At 74.3% G+C, this 23,381-nt stretch carries 24 protein-coding genes; 14 read left to right on the top strand and 10 right to left on the bottom strand.

Going from position 1 to position 23,381, the window contains the following annotated elements; translation table 11 throughout:
* The first annotated feature begins 78 nt into the window (after positions 1-78).
* Positions 79-882 carry a hypothetical protein gene (locus ACPOLA_RS10620; protein WP_435770396.1) on the top strand — a complete coding sequence of 268 codons (804 nt, stop codon included), beginning with the start codon at positions 79-81 and terminating at the stop codon, positions 880-882.
* Between the two features lie 4 nt (positions 883-886).
* Here ACPOLA_RS10620 and disA read toward each other — a convergent pair whose 3' ends face one another.
* A complete protein-coding gene (gene disA / locus ACPOLA_RS10615; protein ID WP_435770395.1) occupies positions 887-1,963 on the bottom strand; it encodes a DNA integrity scanning diadenylate cyclase DisA in 1,077 nt (358 codons plus the stop codon).
* Positions 1,964-2,069: 106 nt separating this feature from the next.
* On the bottom strand, positions 2,070-3,518 hold the full coding sequence (gene radA / locus ACPOLA_RS10610; RefSeq protein WP_435770394.1) for a DNA repair protein RadA: 1,449 nt from the start codon (positions 3,516-3,518) through the stop codon (positions 2,070-2,072).
* Between the two features lie 175 nt (positions 3,519-3,693).
* Here radA and ACPOLA_RS10605 point away from each other — a divergent pair, with 175 nt between their 5' ends.
* Positions 3,694-4,734, top strand: coding sequence for a LacI family DNA-binding transcriptional regulator (locus tag ACPOLA_RS10605; RefSeq protein WP_435770393.1), 1,041 nt, complete (start codon positions 3,694-3,696; stop codon positions 4,732-4,734).
* A 237-nt stretch (positions 4,735-4,971) separates the two neighbouring features.
* On the opposite strand, the gene ACPOLA_RS10600 is transcribed toward ACPOLA_RS10605, so the two are convergent.
* The 3 genes from ACPOLA_RS10600 to ACPOLA_RS10590 form a co-directional block, all read right to left on the bottom strand.
* On the bottom strand, positions 4,972-5,607 hold the full coding sequence (locus tag ACPOLA_RS10600) for a class I SAM-dependent methyltransferase (RefSeq protein WP_435770466.1): 636 nt from the start codon (positions 5,605-5,607) through the stop codon (positions 4,972-4,974).
* A gap of 59 nt (positions 5,608-5,666) precedes the next feature.
* Positions 5,667-6,305, bottom strand: a complete 639-nt coding sequence (locus ACPOLA_RS10595; protein ID WP_435770392.1) for a VOC family protein — start codon at positions 6,303-6,305, stop codon at positions 5,667-5,669.
* A gap of 101 nt (positions 6,306-6,406) precedes the next feature.
* Positions 6,407-7,168: a DUF3109 family protein gene (locus ACPOLA_RS10590; protein ID WP_435770391.1), complete on the bottom strand. Its 762-nt coding sequence runs from the start codon at positions 7,166-7,168 to the stop codon at positions 6,407-6,409.
* 59 nt (positions 7,169-7,227) lie between these two features.
* Here ACPOLA_RS10590 and ACPOLA_RS10585 point away from each other — a divergent pair, with 59 nt between their 5' ends.
* From ACPOLA_RS10585 to proC, 7 genes are read left to right on the top strand one after another with little or no spacing between them, the layout of a single operon-like run.
* A complete protein-coding gene (locus tag ACPOLA_RS10585) occupies positions 7,228-8,166 on the top strand; it encodes a Ppx/GppA family phosphatase (protein WP_435770390.1) in 939 nt (312 codons plus the stop codon).
* Positions 8,163-8,996, top strand: coding sequence for a sugar phosphate isomerase/epimerase family protein (locus tag ACPOLA_RS10580; RefSeq protein WP_435770389.1), 834 nt, complete (start codon positions 8,163-8,165; stop codon positions 8,994-8,996). The genes ACPOLA_RS10585 and ACPOLA_RS10580 overlap by 4 nt, the downstream gene beginning before the upstream one ends.
* Positions 8,993-9,589 carry a TetR/AcrR family transcriptional regulator gene (locus ACPOLA_RS10575; protein ID WP_435770388.1) on the top strand — a complete coding sequence of 199 codons (597 nt, stop codon included), beginning with the start codon at positions 8,993-8,995 and terminating at the stop codon, positions 9,587-9,589. The genes ACPOLA_RS10580 and ACPOLA_RS10575 overlap by 4 nt, the downstream gene beginning before the upstream one ends.
* Positions 9,590-9,639: 50 nt before the next feature.
* Positions 9,640-10,353, top strand: coding sequence for an ABC transporter ATP-binding protein (locus ACPOLA_RS10570; RefSeq protein ID WP_435770387.1), 714 nt, complete (start codon positions 9,640-9,642; stop codon positions 10,351-10,353).
* Entirely contained in the window at positions 10,350-11,084 is a 735-nt protein-coding gene (locus tag ACPOLA_RS10565) for an ABC transporter permease (RefSeq protein ID WP_435770386.1), read from the top strand. Before ACPOLA_RS10570 ends, ACPOLA_RS10565 begins: the two co-directional genes overlap by 4 nt.
* Positions 11,085-11,117: 33 nt before the next feature.
* Positions 11,118-12,050 (top strand): proline dehydrogenase family protein, encoded by a 933-nt coding sequence (locus ACPOLA_RS10560; RefSeq protein WP_435770385.1) that lies wholly within the window; start codon positions 11,118-11,120, stop codon positions 12,048-12,050.
* A gap of 16 nt (positions 12,051-12,066) precedes the next feature.
* Positions 12,067-12,873, top strand: a complete 807-nt coding sequence (gene proC, locus ACPOLA_RS10555) for a pyrroline-5-carboxylate reductase (RefSeq protein ID WP_435770384.1) — start codon at positions 12,067-12,069, stop codon at positions 12,871-12,873.
* A 24-nt stretch (positions 12,874-12,897) separates the two neighbouring features.
* Here the strand turns inward: proC and ACPOLA_RS10550 are convergent, their stop codons facing one another.
* Both ACPOLA_RS10550 and ACPOLA_RS10545 read right to left on the bottom strand, forming a co-directional pair.
* Positions 12,898-13,608, bottom strand: coding sequence for an HAD family hydrolase (locus tag ACPOLA_RS10550; protein ID WP_435770383.1), 711 nt, complete (start codon positions 13,606-13,608; stop codon positions 12,898-12,900).
* Between the two features lie 93 nt (positions 13,609-13,701).
* A complete protein-coding gene (locus tag ACPOLA_RS10545) occupies positions 13,702-15,549 on the bottom strand; it encodes a hypothetical protein (protein ID WP_435770382.1) in 1,848 nt (615 codons plus the stop codon).
* Between the two features lie 127 nt (positions 15,550-15,676).
* On the opposite strand from ACPOLA_RS10545, the gene ACPOLA_RS10540 reads away from it, so the two are divergent.
* From ACPOLA_RS10540 to ACPOLA_RS10520, 5 genes are all read left to right on the top strand, one after another.
* Complete coding sequence (locus tag ACPOLA_RS10540; protein ID WP_435770381.1) at positions 15,677-16,879, top strand: acetoin utilization protein AcuC; 1,203 nt, start codon at positions 15,677-15,679, stop codon at positions 16,877-16,879.
* A gap of 162 nt (positions 16,880-17,041) precedes the next feature.
* Complete coding sequence (locus tag ACPOLA_RS10535; RefSeq protein WP_435770380.1) at positions 17,042-17,257, top strand: helix-turn-helix domain-containing protein; 216 nt, start codon at positions 17,042-17,044, stop codon at positions 17,255-17,257.
* Positions 17,258-17,613: 356 nt separating this feature from the next.
* Positions 17,614-17,715 carry a 30S ribosomal protein bS22 gene (locus tag ACPOLA_RS10530; protein WP_008356322.1) on the top strand — a complete coding sequence of 34 codons (102 nt, stop codon included), beginning with the start codon at positions 17,614-17,616 and terminating at the stop codon, positions 17,713-17,715.
* Positions 17,716-17,777: 62 nt separating this feature from the next.
* On the top strand, positions 17,778-18,836 hold the full coding sequence (locus ACPOLA_RS10525) for an NAD-dependent epimerase/dehydratase family protein (RefSeq protein ID WP_435770379.1): 1,059 nt from the start codon (positions 17,778-17,780) through the stop codon (positions 18,834-18,836).
* Entirely contained in the window at positions 18,829-20,202 is a 1,374-nt protein-coding gene (locus ACPOLA_RS10520) for a lysophospholipid acyltransferase family protein (protein ID WP_435770378.1), read from the top strand. The genes ACPOLA_RS10525 and ACPOLA_RS10520 overlap by 8 nt, the downstream gene beginning before the upstream one ends.
* 117 nt (positions 20,203-20,319) lie before the next feature.
* On the opposite strand, the gene ACPOLA_RS10515 is transcribed toward ACPOLA_RS10520, so the two are convergent.
* From ACPOLA_RS10515 to ACPOLA_RS10505, 3 genes are all read right to left on the bottom strand, one after another.
* On the bottom strand, positions 20,320-21,447 hold the full coding sequence (locus ACPOLA_RS10515) for a DUF5667 domain-containing protein (protein WP_435770465.1): 1,128 nt from the start codon (positions 21,445-21,447) through the stop codon (positions 20,320-20,322).
* Positions 21,448-21,565: 118 nt separating this feature from the next.
* Positions 21,566-22,369, bottom strand: a complete 804-nt coding sequence (locus ACPOLA_RS10510; RefSeq protein WP_435770377.1) for a sigma-70 family RNA polymerase sigma factor — start codon at positions 22,367-22,369, stop codon at positions 21,566-21,568.
* A gap of 101 nt (positions 22,370-22,470) precedes the next feature.
* Positions 22,471-23,271: an HAD family hydrolase gene (locus ACPOLA_RS10505; RefSeq protein ID WP_435770376.1), complete on the bottom strand. Its 801-nt coding sequence runs from the start codon at positions 23,269-23,271 to the stop codon at positions 22,471-22,473.
* Positions 23,272-23,381: the final 110 nt, after the last annotated feature.

The following is a 23,381-nucleotide window of genomic DNA, read 5'->3' as shown; positions in this document are numbered from 1 at the left end:
CGTCGCCCGCGGGGTGATCTCCCGCGACCTCGGCGGGGCAGCGGCGTTCCGCGCCGCCCACTGGCTACCGTCTGCGCCATGTCCACCCCGCCTCGTCCGAGCAGCGCCGGGGGCGGTCCGGCGCGGCGGCCGTCGCGTCGGCTGCCCGCCTCGGTGTACTGGCGCCGGCGGATCTTCGTGCTCGGTCTGGCCGGGGCCCTGGTGTTCCTCACCGCCACCTGGCTGACCGGCGGCAGCGACGGCAGGTCGACCGAGACGCCCACCGCGGAGCAGGCGGGTGCCGAGGTGCCGGTGACCGGTGCCGCCACCGGCGCGGCCACCGGGGACGCCAGTGCCGGCCGGGCGACCGCGGGCCCGACGGCGCCGAGCGGACAGGCCCGGGGGAAGCGCAAGCGGACGGCGCGTCCCACGCCGACGCTCGCGGCGCCCGAGGGCACCTGCGAGGCCGCCGACGTGCGGGTCACGCCCAGCGTCGACGAGTCGGCCGTCGCGGGCCGCGACGTGGCCATCGCGCTGTCGCTGCAGACCATCGCGGCCGAGGCGTGCACGTGGAAGGTCGCGCCCGACACGATCACCGTGCGGATCGCCCGTCCCTCCGGTGCCCTCTGGACCACCCAGCACTGCCGCAAGGCCGTGCCCACCGAGTCCGTCGTCGTACGGCGGGCCGTGCCGACCGTGGTGCGGCTGAGCTGGAACGCCCGGGAGTCCGCGGAGGGCTGCCGCCGCGCCACCGAGTGGGTCCTTCCCGGGGACTACACCATCGCGGCCGCCGCGCTCGGCGGTGAGCCGGTGGAGACCGACTTCTCGCTCGCGTCGCCGGCGCCGAGGACGATCGAGGCCACGCCGAAGGGCAAGCGGGGCAAGGCCAGGAAGTCGCGCTGAGCGCTCAGACGTAGCGCTCGAGGATCGTCGACTCCGCCAGCCGGCTGAGGCCCTCCCGGACGCTGCGCGCGCGGAGCTCGCCCACGCCCTCGACGGCCTGGAGGTCGTCGATGCCCGCCGAAAGCAGCTTCTGCAGGGTGCCGAAGTGGTCGACCAGCCCCTCGATGACCGTCGCGGGCAGGCGGGGGACCTTCGTCAGCAGCCGGTAGCCGCGCGGCGCGACCGCGCCGTCGAGGTGCTCGCCGCCGCCGATGCCGAGCACCTTGGCCACCGACGCGGGGTCGACCAGGTCGGTCGCGGAGAGGCCCTCGAGCTTGACCAGCTGCTCGTTGGGGTCGCGGCTGCGGCGGCGGGACGGCACGTAGTCGCGGATCACCAGCTCGCGCTCGGTGTCCACGCCCGTGATCAGCTCCTCGAGCTGGAGCGCGAGCAGCCGACCGTCGGTGCCGAGCTCGAGCACGTAGTCCTCGATCTCGCGGGCGATCCGGGTCACCATCTCCAGCCGCTGGGCCACGACGGCGACGTCGCGGACGGTGACCAGGTCCTCGATCTCCAGGGCGGACAGCGTGCTGGAGACCTCGTCGAGCCGCAGCTTGTAGCGCTCGAGCGTCGCGAGCGCCTGGTTGGCGCGGGAGAGGATCTGGCCGGAGTCCTCCAGCACGTGGCGGGTGTCGCCGACGTACGCGGCGATGATCTGCATCGACTGCGACACCGAGATCACCGGGTGACCGGTCTGCTTGGCGACCCGGTCGGCCGTGCGGTGGCGGGTGCCGGTCTCGTCGGAGGGGATGCTCTGGTCGGGCATCAGGTGCACCGCGGCGCGGATGATCCGGGTGAGCGCGCTGTCGACGATGATCGCGCCGTCCATCTTGGCCAGCTCGCGCAGGCCGGTGGCGGTGAACGGTACGTCGAGCTCGAAGCCGCCCGTGCACAGGCTCTCCACGAGCTTGTCGTGGCCGAGCACGATCAGCGCGCCCGTGCGGCCGCGGAGGATGCGCTCCAGGCCGTCGCGCAGCGACGTGCCGGGCGCGATGGACGCGAGCGTCTCGCGGAGCCGGGGATCGGCGTTCCCGTCGGTCACCACGGCACTCTCCCTGCTGGTCCTCGTCGCCGACCGGCGGCGCCGGTCGGTCGTACCCTATCCGTGACCCGGACAGCCCACACCGCCGTTTCCCCGATCGCCCGCCTCAGCCCTCGTCGGCGCCGTCCACCACCTCCAGCGCGTGCTTGGTGCGGCGGTCGAGGTGGAGCAGCCGGAGGGCGGTGGCCACGTCGGGGGCCTCGACCACCCGCATGCCGTCGACCGTCCGGTCGCTGCTGCTGCGGCGTACGCCCTGGGCGGTGCCGGGATCGGCGGGCACCACGGCCATCGCGAAGCCCAGCCGCGCCGCCTCCGCGAGCCGCAGGGGGAGGTCGCGGACGCGGCGCAGCTCGCCGGACAGCCCGATCTCGCCCATCGCCACCACCCCTGCGGGCGGCGGGCTCACGAACGTCGCCGAGGCCAGCGCCACGGCCACCGCCAGGTCGCTGCCCGGGTCGGTCAGCCGCGCGCCGCCGACCGTCGAGGCGAAGACGTCGTGCTGGTGGAGCCGGACGCCGCAGTGCTGCTGCAGGACCGCGAGCACCATCGCCAGCCGCGAGCCGTCGAGGCCGGAGGTGGTGCGCCGGGGCCGCTCGGTGGGCGACATCGTGACCAGCGACTGCACCTCGGCCAGCAGCGGACGGCGCCCCTCCATCGTCACCGCGACGCAGGTGCCGGGGACCCGGCCGTGGTGGCGCTCCACGAAGATGCCGGTCGGGTCCTCGACCGCCGTGATGCCGTCGGGGCCCAGGTCGAAGCAGCCCACCTCGTCGACCGGGCCGAAGCGGTTCTTGACCGCGCGAAGCATCCGGAACCGGGAGTCGCGGTCGCCCTCGAAGTGCAGCACGACGTCGACGAGGTGCTCGAGCACCCGCGGGCCGGCGATCGAGCCGTCCTTGGTGACGTGGCCGATCATCACGACGGTGATGTCGCGGGTCTTCGCCACCCGGACCAGGGCCTGGGCGACCTCCTTGACCTGGGTCACCCCGCCGGGCACGCCGTCGACGCCGGAGGCGCCGATGGTCTGCACCGAGTCGACGACGACGAGCGCGGGTCGGGTCTGCTCGATGTGGGTGAGGACGGCGCCGAGGTCGGTCTCGGCGGCGAGGAAGAGCTCGTCGTGCACGGCGCTGGTGCGGTCGGCGCGCAGCCGGACCTGTGCGGCCGACTCCTCGCCGGTGACGTAGAGCGTGCGCTGTGCGCGCTGGGCGGTGCGCGCGGCGACCTCGAGCAGCATCGTGGACTTGCCGACGCCCGGCTCGCCGGCCAGCAGCACGGCGGCTCCCGGCACCAGCCCGCCGCCGAGCACTCGGTCGAGCTCGGGCACGCCGGAGGGTGAGTGCACCGCCTGGTCCGCGGAGACCTGCCCGATCGGCACCGCCGGCGCGGTGACCGGGGCCGCGGTGGTGCGCCCGCTGGGCGTGGCCGCCGCGGCGGCCGCCACCTCCGCCACCGACCCCCACGCCTGGCACTCCCCGCAGCGCCCCGCCCACTTCGCCGTGCTCCACCCGCACTCGGAGCAGCGATAACTCGAACGTGTCTTCGAACCGGCCATGCCCCGACCGTAGGCCACCCGACCGACACAGCCCCGTCCGCCACGCGAGGTGGCAGGTTCCGGCGCGCGAGGTGGCGGGTTTCGGCGCGCGAGGTGGCGGGTTTCGGCGCGCGAGGTGGCGGGTTTCGGCGCGCGAGGTGGCGGGTTCCGGCGTACGAGGTGCGAGGATCGAGCGGTGGAGGACCCTCGTCTGCCGCCGACGCTCGCCGACGTCGCCGAGCGTGCCGGGGTGTCGCGGCAGACGGTCTCCAACGCGATCAACAATCCCGACCTGCTCCGTCCCAGCACGCTCGCCCGTGTGCAGGCCGTGATCGACGAGCTCGGCTACACGCCCAACCAGGCGGCCCGCCACCTGCGCACGCGCTCGTCCAGACTTGTCGGGCTGCGCCTCTCGCCGGCGCAGGAGTTCACGGCCAACACGGCGATGGACCGTTTCGTCCGCGCGCTCGTCGAGGCCTCGCACCGGGCCGGCTACCACGTGCTGCTGTTCGCCGGCCCCGGCCTGGACCCGGGCGAGGCGCCCGACCCCATGGCCGGGTACGACGACCTCCTCCGCTCCACGTCCGTCGACGCCTTCGTGGTGACCGACACCTACCTGGGCAACCCGCAGGCCGTCGGCCTCGCCGCACGCGGCGCGCCGTTCGTCGCCTTCGGCCGGCCGTGGGACGACCCGGGTGCCACGCATCCGTGGGTCGACGTCGACGGATCGGCCGGCGTACAGCTCGCCGTCGAGCACCTGGTCGCCCTCGGACACACGCGGATCGCGTGGATCGGTTGGCAGCCGGGGTCGCGGATCGGCGAGGACCGGCGTGCGGGTTGGCGCCGGGCGATGGGCGCACACGGCCTGCCGGTCACCGGCCTGGAGGCTGCCGTCGACGACACCGTGCGCGCGGGTCGGGAGGCGGCGGCGTCCCTCCTGGACGTCGTACGACCGTCGGCGTTCGCGTGCGCCTCCGACACCCTCGCCGTGGGAGTGCTGCACGCTCTCGCCGACCGCGGGCTGCGCGCCGGCCGCGACGTGGCCGTCGCCGGCTTCGACGACAGCCAGGTCGCCCAGGTGGTGCCGCCGGGGCTCACGTCGGTGCGACAGCCGCTGGAGGACGTCGCGGTCGAGCTGGTGCGCGCGCTCGCGGGCATCCTCGGCCCCCGCCCGTACGACGCCCGCGGGGTGCTCCTGGAGCCGACGCTCGCCGTACGCGCGTCGACCGCGCCGTAGCCCGCCACCTCGTGCGCCGGAGCCTGCCACCTCGTGCGCCGAAACCTCCCACCTCGTGCGCCGAACCCTCCCACTTCGCGCGCCGAACCCTCCCACCTCGTGCGCCGAACCCTCCCACTTCGCGCGCCGAACCCTCCCACCTCGTGCGCCGGAACCTCCCACCTCGTGCGCCGAAACCTGCCACCTCGCGCGCCGAACCCTCCCACCTCGCGCGCCGGAACCTCCCACCTCGTGGGGTCAGAAGGAGCGGGTCCAGAGGTTGACGGCGTAGTCGACCTCGAGGCCGGGGTGGTGGCGGAGGATCTCCTCAGCGGTGTCGGTGGGGAGCTCGATGCGCACCACGGCCTCGAGGTCGGCGCGGGTGGCGAAGCGCCAGCCCATGTCGACGCGGTCGAGGGTCCAGCCGCGCATCGTGAAGAACCGCTCGATCTCGGCAGGCGGGGGGAGGTGGGGGAAGCCGCGGCGGAACCAGGCGCCGAAGGTGGAGCGGGAGCCGTCGTTGTCGATCACCATCGCGGTGCCGCCGCGGCGGACGACCCGCTCCAGCTCGGCGAGCCCGGGCTCGCAGCCCGGGCCGAAGAAGTAGGCCCACCGGGCGTGCACGACGTCCACGGACGCGTCGGGGAGCGGCACCGCCTGGGCGGTGCCGAGCAGCACCTCGACGTTCGGCAGGGCTCGGCAGCGGCGGGCGGCCAGGCGTTGGAGCCCCGGGTGCGGCTCCACGCCGACCACGCGCGCGGCGGACTCGGCGAAGCGCGGGAGGTGGAAGCCCGAGCCGCAGCCCAGGTCGAGCACCACGCGTCGGTCCCACGACGCCCGCCGCGTCATCGCCTCCCAGAGCCGCCCGTCGGGGTCGGCGGCGCGGTTCTCCAGCTCGTAGGTGGCGGTGTGCTTCCAGATGTTGGGGCTGGGGATCGCCCCGGCGACCGGCCTCAGATCCGGACGATGCCGCGGGGCGTCTGGACCTGCGCGGCGAGGATGCCCGGGGTGCCGTGCGGCGCCACCCACTCGACCTTGACGTCCTCGAGCGGCGCCTCGACGGTCTCGCCGAGCCACTCGCTGACCCGGCGGGGGTCGCCGGCGATCTCGATCCCGGCGAGCGACACCGAGCCGTCACCGCCGGCCGAGGGGTGTAGCTCGTCGGGGATGTCCCACTCGATGAAGAACGGCAGCTGCGGGTCGGCGATCAGGCCGTTGACGCCGATCTGCTTCCACAGCAGCTTGGTGCCGTCGGGGCGGTGCCGGCTGCCGAGCGCCGCCTCGCGCCCGAGCCGCTGCTCGACCACGCTGATGTCCGGGACGGCCACGACCCAGCCCAGCCAGCCGCCGCCGAGCGCGGAGCGCGCGCGGACGGCCTGGCCGAACGGCGCCTTGTCGGAGGCGGGGTGGTCGAGCACCTCCACGACCTCGAGGTAGGTCCGGTCCGCCAGGGGCAGGACCATGTTGCGAGTGCCGAAGCGGGGGTGCACCCCGCCGTCGAGGAACTCGCGCCCGATCGCGGCACCCAGCCGGGCTGCGGTGCTCTCGAGGCCGTCCGGCCCCGCGGCGTAGGAGAGGTGGTCCAGGCGCATGTCGACATTCTCGACCCGCCCGCCCGCCGCCCCTGCGCCGGGGTCCCGGTCTCTTGACGTCGAGACTCGGACCGGACGACCGCCGGTCCGGTCGAGGGGGGTCAGCGCGGGTCGGCCGGATGCAGCGCCAGGGCGCTGCGCGAGCGCAGGTGCGCCTCGCAGTGGCGCACCAGCTCGTCGTACGCCGCCTGTCCCATCAGTGCTACCAGCTCGGCGGCGTTGGTGACGTAGACGGGCTCCACCGCCACGTGCGCCTCGGTGTTGCCCGAGCAGTACCAGTCCAGGTCGTGCCCGCCGGGCCCCCAGCCGCGGCGGTCGTACTCGGTGATGCAGACCTCGGTGTAGCTGGTGCCGTCCATCCGCTCCACCTCGCGGAAGGTACGACGGATCGGCAGCTGCCAGCACACGTCCGGCTTGGTCTCCAGCGGGTTGCGCCCCTGCTCGACCGCGAGGGCGTGCAGCGCGCACCCCGCGCCGGCGGCGAAGTCGTTGCGGTTGGCGAAGACGCACGAGCGCTGGCCGTCGACCACGTGCATCCGGGTCTTCCGCTCGCCGTCCTCGTCCTTCTCCACCCAGTCCTTGCGGCGCACCGGCCGGCCGGGGTGGGCCTGCCAGTGCGCCGGCGTGAGCTGCTCGACGAACGCCTCGACCCGCCGCTCGTCGTCCTTGTCGGCGAAGTGCGCGCCGAGGGTGCAGCAGCCGACGTCAGGGGCGTCGGCGTAGATGCCGGCGCAGCCGCTGCCGAAGACGCAGGTGAACGACGACGTCAGCCACGTCAGGTCGCACCGCAGCACCTCGCTGTCGTCGGCGGGATTGGCGAACTCCACCCAGGCGCGGGGGAAGTCGAGCGGGACCTCGGGCACCGGCCCCATGGTAGTTGAGCCACGGCGCCCGGTCGCATCGCTGCTAGTACCGTGGACCCATGCGGCTGGGCGTGCTCGACATCGGTTCGAACACCGGTCACCTCCTGGTGGTGGACGCCCACAGCGGGGCGGCCCCGCTCCCCGCCTACTCCTACAAGGAGCCGCTCCGCCTCGCCGAGCACCTCGATGCCGACGGACACGTCTCGCAGACCGGCGTCGACGCGCTGACGGCGTTCACCTCGCAGGCCGTGCGGGTCGCCGAGGAGAAGGGCTGCGAGGAGATGCTGTGCTTCGCGACCTCGGCGGTGCGCGACTCCGGCAACGCCGAGGCCGTCCTGGCCCACGTCGAGGACCGGACCGGGGTGCGGATCGAGGTGCTGCCCGGTGAGGACGAGGCCCGCCTCACCTTCCTCGCCGTACGACGCTGGTTCGGCTGGTCCGCGGGGCGGCTCGCGGTCTTCGACATCGGTGGCGGCTCGCTGGAGATCGCGGCCGGCACCGACGAGCGGCCCGACGTCGCGTGGTCGCTGCCGCTGGGTGCGGCCCGGCTGGCGCGCCAGGAGTTCGCCGAGCAGCCCGACGACGAGCGGCTGCGCCAGGTCCGCCGGCGGATCCGCGCCGAGATCGCCCGCGACGCCGGCCACCTGCTGCGTGCGGGCACCACCCACCGTGCGGCCGCCACCTCGAAGACCTTCCGCTCGCTGGCCCGGATCTGCGGCGCAGCGCCGTCCGACCACGGGCCGCTGACGCCTCGGGTGCTCCCGCTCGACGAGCTGCGGCGCTGGATACCCAAGCTGGTGCAGATGGCTCCCGAGGAGCTCGCCGCGCTGCCGGGCGTCTCGGCGAGCCGTGCCCACCAGATCGTGCCGGGCGCGCTGGTCGCGGAGGCGTGCATGGACATCTTCGACCTCTCCGAGCTGGAGATCTGCCCCTGGGCGCTGCGCGAGGGCGTGATCCTGGAGCGGATCGACAAGCTCGGCTTCCTCGACGAGCCGTGAGCGCCGATCCCGCTGCCGGCCGGCCCCGGATCGGCCTCTCCACCAGCTCGGTCTATCCCGAGTCGACGGCGCACGCCTTCGGCTACGCCGCCAGCCTCGGCTACGAGGCCGTCGAGGTGATGGTCGGCATCGACGCCCTCTCCCAGCAGACCGACGCCGTCCGCGAGCTGATGGACCACCACGCGGTGCCGGTCAGCGCCGTCCACGCGCCCACCCTGCTGTTCACCCAGCGGGTGTGGGGCCTGGAGCCGTGGGGCAAGCTCGAGCGCTCCGCGGAGATGGCGCTCGCGGTGGGTGCCGAGGTGGTCGTGGTGCACCCGCCGTTCCGCTGGCAGAAGGAGTACGCCCGCGACTTCCTCAACGGCATCGCCGCGCTCGAGGAGTCGACCGGCATCGCCTTCGCCGTCGAGAACATGTATCCGTGGCGCGCCTCCTCGCGGCGCTACCTCGAGATGTACCTGCCCGGCTGGGATCCCTCCGACGAGCCCTACGCCAACACCACCATCGACCTGTCCCACGCCGCCATCGCGCAGTCGGACCCGATCGCGATGGCGCAGCGCCTCGGCGACCGGCTCCGCCACGTGCACCTCACCGACGGCACCGACTCCGCCAAGGACGAGCACCTCGTGCCGGGCCGTGGCGAGGTGGGCGCCGCGGCGTTCCTGCAGCACCTGGCGCGCACCGGCTTCGCCGGCGAGGTCGTGCTGGAGATCAACACCCGGCGGTGCACCACGCGCGAGGAGCGCGAGGCCGACCTGAGGGAGTCGCTGGAGTTCGCCGTGGAGCACCTCAGCGGCGTACCGGCCGGTCCCGACGCGGATCCGGCGTGACCGCGCCCGCCCGCGGCCGGCGGCGGGGCAGTCCCGACACCCGCGCCGCGATCCTCGCGGCCGCCCGGCGGCGGTTCGCCGACGCCGGCTTCTCCGGTACGACGATCCGCGCCGTCGCGCTCGACGCCGCCGTCGATCCCGCCCTGGTGCACCACTACTTCGGCTCCAAGGACGACCTGTTCGTGGCTGCGCTCGACCTGCCGGTGGACCCGCGGGCGGCGATCGCCGAGGGGATCGCGAACAGCGACCCGGCCACCGGCCCAGGGGAGCGGGTCCTGCGCGCCTTCCTGCGGGTGTGGGACGACCCCGCGCTGCAGCCCGGGCTGCTCGCGGTGGTCCGCCGCCTCCTCGAGCCCGGCGGCGCCCGGCTGGTCACCGAGGGCTTCCTCCCCGTGGTGCTCCAGCCGGTGGGCGAGCTGCTCGGCCTGGACGAGCCGGCCCGTCGGATGCCGCTGGCCGCCAGCCAGATCCTCGGGCTGATCCTGGTGCGCTACCTGCTCCGGATCGAGCCGGTCGCCTCGCTGGCCGCCGACGACGTGGTGGCGATCTACGCGCCGGTGCTGGACCGGCTCTTCACCGTCGACCTCCCGTAGGGCACCTCGGGGTCTTGCGCGGGGGCCTTCGCAGGCGCATTATTCAACACATGATGAATTACGTGGTCGAGGTCGCGGGCCTGCGGGTCGTCCGCGGCGGTCGGGTGGTGCTCGACGGTCTGGACCTGCGCATCGGCACGGGTGTCACCGGCCTCCTCGGCCCGTCGGGCTGCGGCAAGTCCACGCTGCTGCGCAGCGTCGTGGGCGTGCAGCGGGTCGCGGGCGGGCGGGTGACCGTGCTCGGGGAGCCGGCCGGCAGCCCGCCGCTCCGCGACCGGATCGGCTACCAGACGCAGTCCGCCAGCGTGTACGACGACCTGTCGGTCGCCGAGAACCTGCGCTTCTTCGCGCGGGTGCTGGGCAGGCCGGCCGCCGCGGTCGACGCGGCCCTCGACGCGGTCGACCTCGGCAGCCACCGCGACGCGGTGGCGGGCCGGCTCAGCGGCGGCCAGCGGTCGCGGGTCGGCCTCGCGGTCGCCCTGCTCGGGGAGCCGGCGCTGCTGGTGCTCGACGAGCCGACGGTCGGGCTCGACCCGGTGCTCCGCCGGGACCTGTGGGCGCTCTTCCACCGGATCGCCGAGCGCGGCACCGCGGTGCTGGTCTCCAGCCACGTGATGGACGAGGCCGAGCGGTGCGACCAGCTGCTGCTGATGCGTGAGGGGCGGATCATCGCCCAGGACTCCCCGGAGGCGGTCAAGCGGCGGGCCGGGGCCGCCGACGTGGAGACGGCGTTCCTCGCCCTCGTCGACGGGCACGCGGCATGAGCGCCCGGGTCACCCTCGCGGTCGCCGGGCGGGTGCTGGTGCAGCTGCGGCGCGACCACCGCACGCTGGCGATGCTGCTGGTCCTGCCGTGCCTGCTCCAGGCCCTGCTGTGGTGGATCTTCGACGCCACCCCCCAGGTGTTCGACCGCGTGGGGCCGGCGCTGCTGGCAATCTTCCCGTTCTTCGTGATGTTCCTGGTGACCAGCGTGACCACGCTCCGGGAGCGGTCCGGCGGCACCCTCGAGCGGCTGTTCACCATGCCGCTGGGCAAGCTGGACTTCCTGGTCGGCTACGCCCTGGCCTTCGGTGTGGTCGCCGCCGCCCAGGCGGCCCTGGCCGCGGGGGTCTCGGTCGGGCTGCTCGACCTGGACCTGCGGGGACCGGCGGTGCTGCTCGGCGTCGTCGGCATCGCGGACGCCGTGCTCGGCACGGCCCTCGGCCTCTTCGTCTCCGCCTTCGCCCGCACCGAGTTCCAGGCCGTGCAGTTCCTGCCCGCCGTGGTGGTGCCGCAGATCCTGCTCTGCGGCCTGCTCGTCCCGCGCGACCGGCTGCCCACCGTCCTGGAGTGGACCTCCGACGCGCTGCCCCTCTCCTACGCCGTCGACGCCATGCAGCACCTCGCGACGAGCGAGAGCACCGGCGAGGTGTGGGCCGACGTCGGCATCGTCGCCGGGTTCGCCGTGGCGGCGCTGGCGCTCGGCGCGGCCACGCTGCGGCGTCGTACCGACTGACGGGCGCGACGCGGGCCGCCGTAGGTTTGCCCCATGCGACCCGTCCGGGACTCCCTGCTCCTGCTGTCGCGCAGCGCCGCGGTCAAGCGGATCGTCACCACGCTGCCGCTCTCGGCCGCGATGGTGCGCAGCTACGTGCCCGGGGAGGACGTGGCCGACGCCGTCCGCGCGGTGCGGGAGCTGGCGGCGGACGGGATCGAGACCACGATCGACTTCCTCGGCGAGGAGACGCTCGACGAGGCGCAGGCGAACGACACCGTCCAGGCCTACCGCACCCTCCTCGCCCGGCTGGTCGATGCCGGCCTCGCCGACCGCGCCGAGGTGTCGGTGAAGCTGACCGCGATCGGGCTGCGCCTCGACGATGGCGAGCGGGTGGCCCTGGGGAACGCCCGCGCGATCTGCCGGGCCGCCGCGGGCGCCGGCACCACCGTCACCATCGACATGGAGGACCACACCACCACCGACGCGACGCTCGCGATCGTGCGTGAGCTGCGCCGGGACTTCCCCGGCACCGGCGCGGTGCTGCAGGCCTACCTGCACCGCACGGAGGACGACTGCCGGGCGCTCGCCGGTCCCGGCAGCCGGGTGCGGCTGTGCAAGGGCGCCTACGACGAGCCGGCCGAGGTCGCCTACACCGACCCCGCCGAGGTCGACCGCTCCTACGTCCGGTGCCTGAAGGTGCTGATGAGCGGCGAGGGCTACCCGATGGTCGCGACGCACGACCCCCGCCTGGTCGAGATCGCCACGTCCTTCGCCTCGCGCTACGGCCGCGCGCCGGGCAGCTACGAGTTCCAGATGCTCTACGGCATCCGCCCCGCTGAGCAGCGGCGGCTGGCCGACGCCGGCGAGCGGATGCGGGTCTACCTGCCCTACGGCGGCGAGTGGTACGGCTACCTCATGCGACGACTGGCGGAGCGTCCGCAGAACCTGTCACTGTTCCTCACGTCGTTGATCTCCAAGAAGTGAGCCGGGGGCGAGCACCGTGAGTGACCTGAGGCGGACCGCCGTGATCGGCGCCGGCGTGATGGGCGAGACCCTGCTCTCCGGCCTGATCCGCGCCGGCCGCGGCCTCGACCAGCTCGTCGTCGTCGAGAAGCGGCCCGAGCGCGCCGCCGAGCTCAAGGACAAGTACGGCGTCGACGTGGCCGCCGACACCGCGGCCGCCGCCGCGGCGGAGACCGTGCTGCTCGTGGTGAAGCCGCAGGACATGGCCGACGTGCTGGCGGAGATCGCCCCGGCGCTGCGCCCCGGCCAGCTGCTCGTGTCGCTGGCCGCGGGGATCACGACCGCGTTCATCGAGTCCCGGGTGCCGGACGGGGTCGCCGTCGTGCGGGTCATGCCCAACACCCCGGCCCTGGTCGACGAGGGGATGGCCGCGATCTCGCCCGGCACCCACTGCGACGACGCGCACCTCGCCGAGGCCGAGGAGCTGATGGCGTCGGTGGGCCGGGTGGTCCGCGTCCCGGAGCGGCAGCAGGACGCGGTGACCGCGATCAGCGGCTCCGGTCCCGCCTACGTGTTCTTCGTGGTGGAGGCGATGATCGAGGCCGGCGTGCACCTTGGCCTGCCGCGCACCACGGCCCACGAGCTGGCGCTGCAGACCGTCGTCGGCTCGGCGGCGATGCTGCGGGAGACCGGCGAGCATCCCGCCGTGCTCCGCGAGCAGGTCACCTCGCCCGGCGGGACGACGGCGGCGGCCCTGCGCGAGCTGGAGGTGCACCGGGTGCGCGCGGCGTTCCTCGCCGCGCTGGAGGCGGCGCGCGACCGGTCGCGCGAGCTCGGCTCGTAGCCGCCGCCGCAGGACAACCGTCGCTCAGCGGGCGACGGCGGCCCAGGTCAGCTCGTCGAGCCCGCGCACGGTGTCGACGCGCACGCCGGCGCGGTCGGCGTCGTACCACCCCGGGCGGTCGAGCAGCAGGGCGCTGAGCCCGGCGCGGGTCGCCCCGACGACGTCGTGGCGCAGCGAGTCGCCGACCATCAGCGTCGCGGCCGGGTCGACGCCGAGGGCCGTGCAGGCGGTGAGGTAGGCGCGCGGGTCCGGCTTCGCTGCCGGCAGGTGGGAGGACGCGAAGACGGGCACGTCGTCGCGCAGCAGGCCGGTGCGGCGCAGCTTCTCGGTCTGGATGGCGCGCTCGCCGTTGGTCAGCACGCCCACCCTCAGGCCGCCGGCGAGCGCCCGCTCGACCACGGCGGACGCGTCGTCGAACGCGCGCCAGGCAGCCTGGTAGCAGCCGAGGAAGCCGGCGAAGACGTCGTCGGCCAGGGCGTCGTCGGCGAGGTCCCAGCCGGGGAGGAACTCCCGGATCCGCACCCGGCGCTGCTCGGCGTGGCTCAGCTCGCGGCGCTGGGCGCGCTCGTAGTGCCGCGCCTCCAGGGCGAACCACCGCTCCACGTGGGACTCGAGGTCGGACGGCGTCTCGGCCAGGCCGAGCCCGGCGAGCCACGTCCGAAGGCCGCGGTCGGCCGCCCCCCGGTGGTCGACCAGGGTGTCGTCCAGGTCGAGGAGCAGCGCCCGGATCGTCATGCGGTGCAGTGTGCCAGCGGCCTCCGACAGCGCCCCGTCGCGGGGGCGCTCACCACCGGCCCGGAGCCACCCGGCCCCCCGGGGGCCGCCGGGTCACCGCCGGTACGCCAGGCGCAGGGAGTGGCTGCCGCTGACCACGGCCGAGGCGTCCCACGTGGAGCTGCGGACGACCAGCCGGGTGCGGGCCGGGATGGTCGCGGTCACCTCGACCCGGTCCTGCCGCGGCTCGGACGCGAGTGCCTGGAGCATCTCGTCGAAGGTCCTGGGCTCGGGGGTGTCGGCGATCTCCCAGCCCTCGTCCTCCTCGTCATACCACTCCTCGGGGTCGTCCCAGAAGGAGCCGCCGTGGCCGTGGACGACCAGCTCGCCGTTGCCCATGGCCCCACGCGGCACCCTCACCCAGAACGCCTTGCTCCGCGGTGCCAGGCCGGTGGCTCCCTGGGCGCTGCGGAGGTTGACCCGCACCTTGAGCACGCTGCCCGGGCGGACGACGAGCCGCTGGCGGTCGCGCACCCGCACCCAGCGGTGGCCCCGGCGCACCTCGACCCGGCCCAGCTCGTAGGCCCGGTAGACCCGGGAGACGTCCTGGTGGACGCTCACCCCGGTGACGGTGACCTGCTCGAACGGGTTGGCCAAGATGGTCTCGAGGTCGCCGGCCACGTCGCTGGGCACCTCCTCGGCCACGGCGTACCGGCTCGCGTACCGCTGCGACCGGCTGAAGGTGCCGGGCGTCCCGTCGGCGCGCAGGTAGTCGATGGACCACGCGACCGTGGCCTCGCCGCCGGCCGACTCGTCCAGGGTCAGGACCGCGTCCCGGTAGGCCTGGTTGGCCACCAGGTAGGGAAGCGCTTCGGGGTCCACGACCTCCGAGCTCGTGGACCGGGGCTTGGGCCCCTGGGTGGTCACGCCGACCGACGCCGAGTCGGGCAGCGGTCCCAGGCGGCCGGTGATCCCGTTGAGCCTGTCGTGGAGGAGCTCGCCGACCGGGGCGCCGAGGTTGGTGATCTTGAACGACCAGGCCCCGTCCTCCTGGACGAACACCGTCGAGGCGCCGTGGATCGTCCGCGGCGCGGGCGACCACTGGTCCGCGTGGCCGTAGCCGATCACCACGCCGTCGCAGACGGCGGCCGCGGTGCCGACGGAGTACAGCGCCAGCGACCCGTGGCTGTGGGCTGCGGCCACGTTGCCGCCGGGCACGATCTCGATCGGCTCCGCCTGGCTCCCGCCGCCGCCGACGGCCCGGGGCAGGGCGACCCCCGCCTTCCGGGCGATCGCGCGCAGCATCCGCTCCTCGAGCCGGCTCCCGAGCCCGGCGACCTGCGTCTCGGGGCTCAGCCGCACCGCGCCGGCCGACGCGGTCGCCGACGGCATCCCCTGGCGAGCCAGCATCCGGAGCTCGGACTCGCCCGGCACGATCCGGGTGGGCTCCGCGGCCGGAGCGGCGGGCTCCAGCAGGTCGTAGAGGTCCGCGGCGGGCGTCACCCCGGCGAACACCGAGGCCTGGTTGCTGCCGAAGCTGTAGGACACGGCCCCGACGAGGCGACCGTCGGCGGCGTATAGCGGCGAGCCGGAGATGCCGGACCAGACCCCGGCGTCGACGGTGCCGTCCGGGCGGGTGATCCGCGACCCCTCGAGCTCGAACACCAGGAGGTCCCCGGCCGGGTCCTCGATCGTGCCGCGGTAGAAGCCGGAGAACGCCTCAGGCGTGACCCGCGAGTCGTGCTCCACGCCGGCGCGGCGGTAGCTGCCGGCCGTCGTCGCGCCGGTCACCTGCTGGCCGAGGGCCAGGTCGGCCGCGGGGTACGCCGCCGGGCAGGCCGGGTCGTCCCCGGGCGCTCCGACCGCCGGGTTCGGTGCAGCGACGAGGCCGGCGGCCAACAGCGCCGCCCCGGTGGTCGTGCCGAGCAGCACGCGCAGCGGGCGTGCGGTCCATGGGGACATGGGGGGTCCTTTGCTGAGAGGGCAGCGCCCGAGGTCTGGCCGCTGCCCGGAGCGTACGGTCGGATCGGCCGGACGGTGGGTGGAACGGCCGGAAAGGGTCGCCGGGCCGCCGGGTACGTTGCGGGGCATGACTGCGCACGAGGTCGCCTGCTCCGGGCCGTCGAGCGTGGTGTTCGACCCCACCCTGACCGAGTACGACTTCGGGCCCGACCACCCGATGGCGCCGGTGCGCGTCGACCTCACCATCCGGCTCGCAACCGAGCTGGGCGTGATCGGACCCGAGGGGCTGCGCTGCGTCGACGCCCCGGTCGCCACCGACGACCAGATCGTCACCGTGCACGACCCGGCGCTGATCGAGGCGGTCCAGCGGATGGGGGCCCGGCCGGCGCCGGGGGAGGAGCGGTTCGGGCTCGGCACGGAGGACAACCCCGTGTTCCGCGGCATGCACCACGCCGCGGCCCACGTCGTCGGCGCCAGCCTCGAGGCGTTCCGGCAGGTGTGGAGCGGTGAGAGCGTGCACAGCGCGAACATCTCCGGCGGCCTGCACCACGCCATGCCCGACCGCGCGAGCGGCTTCTGCATCTACAACGACGTCGCGGTCGGCATCCAGTGGCTGCTCGACCAGGGCGCCGAGCGGGTGGCGTACGTCGACGTCGACGTGCATCACGGCGACGGCGTCGAGCGGATCTTCTGGGACGACCCCCGGGTGCTCACCATCTCGCTGCACGAGTCCGGCCAGTTCCTCTTCCCCGGCACCGGGTTCGCCAAGGACGTCGGCGGACCGGACGCCGCCGGCTCGGCGGTCAACGTCGCGCTGCCGCCCGGCACGGGGGACAGCGGGTGGCTGCGGGCCTTCCACGCCGTCGTGCCGCCGCTGCTGCGGGAGTTCGCCCCCGACGTGCTGGTCACCCAGCACGGCTGCGACTCCCACGCCGCCGACCCCCTCGCCGACCTGATGCTGAGCGTCGACGGCCAGCGCGCGGCGTACGTCGCGCTCCACGGGCTGGCGCACGAGGTCGCCGGCGGGAGGTGGGTGGCCACCGGCGGTGGCGGCTACGCGCTCGTCGAGGTGGTCCCGCGGGCGTGGGGCCACCTGCTCGCCGTGCTGGCCGGCCGTCCCCTCGACCCGACCACGCCACTGCCCGGCGCGTGGCGGGCGCACGTGACCGAGACGCTGCGCCGTACCGCGCCGTTCCGGATGACCGACGACAAGCTCACCGACCACCGGCCCTGGGAGGAGGGGTTCGACCCCGACCGCTGGCTGGACCGGGTGGTCCACGAGACCCGGACGGCGGTGTTCCCGCTGCACGGACTCGACCCGCTGCCGTGACCGATCGAGCCTGTCGGTCAAGCGGACACGCCGCGTCCCAGAACTTTCATTGGTGAATCTCTTCCCCACGAGTCACATTGGGCCCTATTCTCACCGCTGAGGCGTCCGCAGGATTCACAGCTGGGGAAGGCGGTGACGGACGCGCAGAAAGAGTGGTTGGCCATGGCACCCTCGTCGCGCGAGCGCACCGAGTCCCTACCGGACCCCAAGTTCCTGACCATTGCTGAGGTTGCCTCGATGATGCGGGTCTCGAAGATGACGGTCTACCGCCTCGTCCACAACGGCGACCTGCCCGCGGTCCGCGTCGGACGGTCGTTCCGGGTGACCGAGGACGACGTCAACGACTACCTCCGGAAGTCCTTCTACTCCGCTGGCTGACCACTCCGCTGGCTGACCCTGGCCGGCGGCCGCGTCGGGCCGGGTGGGCGGGCAGCCTTCAGGAATCACCGGTCAACCGGTGATTCCCGCACTTCTCGGCCATTGCAATGCCCGAGAGGTGGCAGAACCGGCCGGGGTGCTGTGACGGCTGTGGCTGGAGGGACGCGCCCCGGTCGCCGGGCCGGGGTGGCGGCAGGGCGCCCGAGGAGGCCCGGCCCACCGGCGCCCGTCCCACGGCGGACGCTGATTCTTCCGGCCTCGCACCGCCCCGATAGGCTGACGCCGTGCTCCGGCCACCGCCGGAGCGTCGTACGTCAACGCCGGGCGAGGCTGTCCGGCGGACTGGAGAGGTCCACGTGGGTTCTGTCATCAAGAAGCGCCGCAAGCGCATGGCGAAGAAGAAGCACCGCAAGCTGCTGAAGAAGACGCGGGTGCAGCGTCGCAAGCTCGGCAAGTAGGCACGCAGTCGCGCCGGCGCCCCTGACGCGCGCCGGCTGAGGTCCGGAGGAGTTCGCTGGCGATGGGCGCAGGGCGCACGGTCCTGGTCACCGGGGTGTCCCGGGACCTGGGTCGGACCTTCGCGCGCACGCTCGCCACGGACCCCGCCGTCGACCGCGTGATCGGCGTCGACGTCAGTCCGCCGCGCGGCGACCTCGGCGACGTCACGTTCGTCCGCGCCGACATCCGCAACCCGGTCATCGCCAAGGTGATCGCCCGCGAGGACGTCGACACGGTCGTCCACATGAGCGTCATCGCCACCCCGGGCTCCGGCGGAGCACGCGGCACGATGAAGGAGCTCAACGTCATCGGCACGATGCAGCTCCTCGCCGCGTGCCAGAAGTCCGAGCAGGTGCGCCAGCTCGTCGTGAAGTCGTCGACCACCGCGTACGGCGCCAGCAGTCGCGATCCCGCGATGTTCACCGAGGAGATGGAGCCGCGCCGCCCCGCGCGCAGCGGCTACGGCAAGGACGTCACCGAGGTCGAGAGCTACGTCCGCGGCTTCGCCCGGCGGCGCCCGGACGTGACGGTGACCCTGCTGCGCTGCGCCAACGTCATCGGCCCCCAGGTGGTCAGCCCGCTGACGTCGTACTTCCGGCTGCCGGTCGTGCCCACGGTGCTCGGCTTCGACCCACGCCTGCAGTTCCTCCACGAGGACGACCTGCACCGGGTCCTGCGCCACGCGGTCCTCCGCGGCACGACCGGGACCTTCAACATCGCCGGCGACGGCCTGATGGTCCTCTCCCAGGCGCTGCGCCGGGCGGGCAAGGTGACCGTGCCCCTGCCCGGGTTCACCTTCGGCGGCCTCGGCTCGACGCTCAAGTCGGCGCGGGTCGCCGACCTCTCGCCCGAGCTCGTCGCGTTCCTCACCTACGGGCGCGGCGTGGACACCACCCGGATGCGCGAGGTCCTCGGCTTCGCGCCCGAGCACACCACCGCCGAGGCGTTCGCGGCGTTCGTCTCCACCCTGCCGCCGGCACCGCACCGCACCGACCGGGTGCTCGCCGCGCTCGCCGACCAGCTCCCGCCGGTCGAGGAGCCCCCCGCCCGGCTGACCGTCGCCGGAGGACCGCATGGGTGACGCCGAGATCATCCCGATCGGCACCCGCGGGCCACAGGGCCGCGGCACGGGCACCCGGCCGTCGGCCGCCGCCCGCGGCCTGGCCGGCGGCAAGGGCAACGGCGCGGCGAAGAAGCGACCCGCGCCGGGGCCGGACGGACGTCAGCCGGCCGCGCCGCCCGAGCCGACCGCCTCGACCGACGCCGGTACGACGAGCACCGGGCCGGCGGCCCACCCCGAGCCCGATGCCCCGCGCAGCCCGCGGCGCGCCGCGAACGGGCGGCCGGCTTCCGGCGGTCGCGACCGGTCGTCCGCGCACGAGGAGCCGCGAGCCACCTCGGAGGGGGCGGAGGTCGTCGTACCCCCGGCGGGAGAGTCCGGTGGCGCGACCGACCAGCTCGCCGAGTCCGCCGAGTCCGCCGCGCCCCCCCGGGCCACCGCGGCCGCGGGCGGGCGCCCGCCGGTGCGCGTCCAGGAGCAGGGCCCGCTCGCCGGCATCCCGGTCGGCGACTGGCTCGCCGCCTTCCAGCACGCGAGCCGGGAGCTCTTCGGCGACCAGTGGGAGCCGCAGCTCGCCCGCATGCTGGCCTTCCTGCGCCGCCGGGTGACCGGCGACTACGAGATCGACGAGTACGGCTTCGACCAGGAGGTCACCGAGCGGTTCTTCATGGCCGCGCTGCGGCCGATCGCCCAGAAGTGGTTCCGGATCGAGGTCCGCGGCGTCGAGAACATCCCGACCGACGGGGGCGCCCTGGTGGTGTCCAACCACTCCGGCACGGTGCCCGTCGACGGACTGATGACGATGGTCTCCATCCACGACCACACCGGTCGCCACCTCCGGCCGCTCGGTGCCGACCTGGTCTTCCGGCTCCCCGTCGTGGGTGCCCTCGCCCGCAAGGGCGGCGCCACGCTCGCGTGCAGCGAGGACGCCGAGCGGATGCTGCGCGGCGGCGAGCTGGTCGGTGTGTGGCCCGAGGGGTTCAAGGGCATCGGCAAGCCGTTCTCCGACCGCTACAAGCTCCAGCGGTTCGGTCGCGGCGGCTTCGTGTCCGCGGCGCTGCGCACCGGTGTGCCGATCGTGCCGCTGTCGGTGGTGGGTGCCGAGGAGATCTACCCGCTCGTCGGCAACGTGCCGTCGCTCGCGCGGCTGCTGGGCGTCCCCTACATCCCGATCACGCCGCTGTTCCCGCTGCTCGGCCCGCTGGGGCTGGTGCCGCTGCCGTCGAAGTGGCTGCTGGAGTTCGGCGAGCCCATCCGCACCGACGAGTACGACGCCGGGGCCGCCGAGGACCCGATGCTGGTCTTCGACGTCACCGACCAGGTGCGCGAGACGATCCAGCAGACCCTCTACCGGCTGCTCGTGCAGCGGGAGTCGGTCTTCCGCTAGCCGGCCCGGCGCCGTACGACGAGCGCGCCGGCCGCGCGCGTACCGAGCGCCGCGGGTGCCCGCCGCGGCGTGGGGAACGCGTCGCGACGAGGCGGGGGCGGAGGTCCGCCCCAGCGGTCAGCGCAGCAGGCCGCCGAGGACGCCGGTGACGCCGTCGACGAGGGTGCCGGTCAGCGAGGTGCTCTCGTCGGTCGTGCCGCCGGACGGGCTGGGCGCGGGCGTCTCGCCGAGGCCCAGGTCGCTGGTGACCTTGCCGACCCTGTCGCGCAGCTTGTCGCCGGGCTTGGTCGGGCCGTCCGAGGGATCGGCGGGCAGGGTGGGCGTCTCGTCCGGGGACACCGGCGCCTGGCCGGTCTCGGTCTCGGTCTCCTTGGCGGGCGCCCGCCGCTCGGCCTTGCGCACCGGCTGGGTCACCGACGCCTGGTCGGGGATCTTGCCGCTGAGGACCGCGCTGAGGGGCTGCGTGGCGAAGTCGGGCACCTCGGTGACCGCGCCCTCGGCGCAGGTCGGGCAGGCCTCCCACGCGGCGGTGTCGACCTGGTGGACGGTGTGGGTGGCGGTGATCAGCACCGGCCGGACCGACGTCGGCACCACCGGCCGGAGTGCGGCCAGCACGTCCATGCTGTCGGCCGCGAAGGCCCGCAGCTCCGCGATCGGCTCGGCCTTGCCGGTCGCGGCGTAGTCGTCGAGCGCGAGCTCGGCCGCCTGCTCGGTCTGGACGGTGAAGTCCTCGAGGGTCGCGGCGATGACGTCCGCGTCCGCCCCTCGGGCCGTCAGCTTCTCGACCTCGCCGAGACGCGACTCGGCGTGGGTGAGCAGGCTCTCCGCCTTGGACGCCGGGTCGGCCTGGAAGTTGGTCTGGGCGTTCTCGATCGCTCGCTTGACGGGGTACAGCGCGTCACCCGGGAGGGCGCCCTGCGACGCCATCGCCATCGACCCGGTGGCGGAGACCACGGCGAAGCCGCCGACCACGGCGGCCAGGCGGCGCTCGCGGGAGCCGCGGCGCTGCCGGGGGGTGAGCCGGGCGGCCAGCTCCTCGTCGACCCGGGCGGGCTCGCGCTCGGCGGCCGCGACCAGCTGGGTGCGCAACGAGGCGACGAACTCCGGACGCGCCGTCACGGGCGGCACGGCACGCAGCGCGGCGACCAGCTCGAGCAGCTCGGCGTGGTCCTCGCCGGCACCGGCCTTGCCGGAGACGAGGGCGTCGAACTCCTCGGCGCGTCGCGACCAGGCGTTCCCGCGCATCACAGCGTCCGTCCTCGTGTGGGGATGTGGGCGAGCCGTCCATCGACTCGCGAATTCAACGAGGAGGCGGTCCCGAAGGTTACGGTCCGGAACGCGCCGGTGACGGGGCGGTGGACGCTCATCGCAGGCCCTCCGGCATCAGCTTGGCGAGGTTGCGCACGCCCCGCAGCTGGAGCTGCTTGATCGCGCCGTCGCTGCGCCCGAGCGCGGCTGCGGTCTCGGCGATGCTGAGGCCCTGCAGGAAGCGCATGATGAGGCAGTCGCGCTGCTCGTTGGGCAGCTGGGTGAGCGCCTCGAGCAGGATCTCGTTGGTCAGACTCGCCAGCACGGCGTTCTCGGGGCCCTCGGTCGCGTCGTCGTGCTGGCCCATGTCCTCGGTCGTCATCTCGAGGCGGGTCCGCCCGGCCTTGAAGTGGTCGGTCGCGAGGTTGCGGGCGATGGTCATCAGCCAGGCGCCGAAGTCCTTGCCCTGCCACCGGAACGAGGACATGTTGCGCAGCGCGCGGAAGAAGGTCTCGGAGGTGAGGTCCTCGGCCACCACGACCGAGCGTGTGCGGTAGTAGAGGAAGCGGTAGACCGACGGCTGGTAGTGGTCGTAGAGCAGTCCGAACGCCTCCGCGTCGCCGCCGCGAGCCAGCTCGACGAGGCCGATCAGCCGCTCGCGCTCGTCCGGGGAGTCCTCCGACGAGGTGGCCAGCGTCGCGTCGCCGTACGTCGTGGGGCCGCCGAAGCCGTCTCCGGACCCGCCCTCGGGGCGAGACTCGGTGAGCAGCCATCCGTGCGCACCGGGACGGCCGACGTTCGTGCGCGGGCCCGCCGGGGCGCCGGCGAGGGCGAGCGCGGGAGTGGGCTCGAGGGCGGCCAGGACGGCGCGACGAAGGGCATCCAGCCCCATCGCGACGTCAGACCGCACCCAGGTCATGCCTGTCCCCTCCCTAGCGTCCCCCGGGGCCGATCCTACGGCCGAACCTCCCCGAGCGGAACCGGAACGGCAGAACCCGCGCCCGCCGCCGGTGGCGGACCTCAGAGGAGGTGGCGGCGCAGCTGCTTCTTGACGAGGGCGCCGGTCACCACCGCTCCCGTCGCGGCGCCGCCGGCGACCAGGCCGAGCCGCGCGGCCTTGCGGCCGGTGCGGTAGTCGCGCACCCGCCAGCCGTGCGCCCGGGCGTGGGCGCGGAGCCGGGGGTCCGGGTTGATCGCGCACGGGTCGCCGACGAGGCTGAGCATCGGCAGGTCGTTGTAGGAGTCGGAGTAGGCCGAGCAGGCCGAGAGGTCGAGCCCCTCGCGGTCGGCGAGCGCCTGCACGGCCACCGCCTTCGCGGGGCCGTGCAGCATGTCGCCGACCAGCCTGCCGGTGTAGACGCCGTCGACGTGCTCGGCCACGGTGCCGAGCGCGCCGGTGAGCCCCAGCCGCCGGGCGATCAGGCTCGCGATCTCGATGGGGGCGGCGGTGACCAGCCACACCCGCTGCCCCTCGTCGAGGTGCATCTGCGCGAGTGCCCGGGTGCCGGGCCAGATCCGGTGGGCCATGGCCTCGTCGAAGATCTCCTCGCCGATCTCCTCCAGCTCCTGCACCGTGTGGCCGGCGATGAACGCGAGGGCGGAGTTGCGTGCCTCGGCGACGTGCTCGGGATCCTCCACGCCGACGACGCGGAAGTAGGCCTGCTTCCAGGCCGCCCCGACGATGTCGCGGGTGGTGAAGAACTTGCGACGGTAGAGGCCGCGGGCGAGGTGGAAGATGCTGGCGCCCTGCATGACGGTGTTGTCGACGTCGAAGAAGGCCGCCGCCCCCGGGTCCGTCGGTGTGCGGAGCGCGGTCTCCACCTCGGCGGGGGGCGCGGGCGCCCCGCCCCCCCCCCCCGCACCCATCGCGAGGTTGAGCTCAAAGTGCCTCTCCCCGCACCGGGGCCCGGCCGCCACTGTAAAGAAGTAAC

This window comes from Nocardioides proteolyticus, assembly GCF_051280635.3.
In the GTDB taxonomy this organism is placed as follows: Bacteria; Actinomycetota; Actinomycetes; order Propionibacteriales; family Nocardioidaceae; genus Nocardioides.
Note: the sequence above shows the minus strand (reverse complement) of the source record. Positions and strands in the feature narration are given on the sequence as shown.